1 pseudogene is annotated in these 306 nt (G+C 73.9%); it reads right to left on the bottom strand.

What is annotated here, in order from left to right:
* Window positions 1–151: pseudogene (locus ACLBX8_RS31920) on the bottom strand (cell division protein FtsW); the annotation flags it as partial.
* Window positions 152–306 lie beyond the last annotated feature (155 nt).

The following is a 306-nucleotide window of genomic DNA, read 5'->3' as shown; positions in this document are numbered from 1 at the left end:
TCGGCAGGCCGATCCGCTCGGCCACGGGCGGGCCGCCGCCCATCAGGAAGACGAGGCCCGCGACCATCAGCGCGAACAGCGCCGCGAGCAGGCCGCGGTCCACCGTCCACCACCAGTCCCTCAGGGGGGTGCGTTCCGCGCGTGACATCATGCCGGGCAACGACTCCAGGCCGCGCGGATGCCGACCCGCGCGGGTCGGCCGGGATCCTCGGCAGGAATGGTAAACGGAGCCTTATGACCGACAGGTCGGGGCGCGTCGGGGCGCATCGGGGCACGTCAGGACGCGTCGGGACGCGACGGCCACGC

The sequence above is a fragment of the Methylobacterium sp. D48H genome, from assembly GCF_053345715.1.
This window is presented reverse-complemented; position numbering and strand designations above follow the sequence as displayed.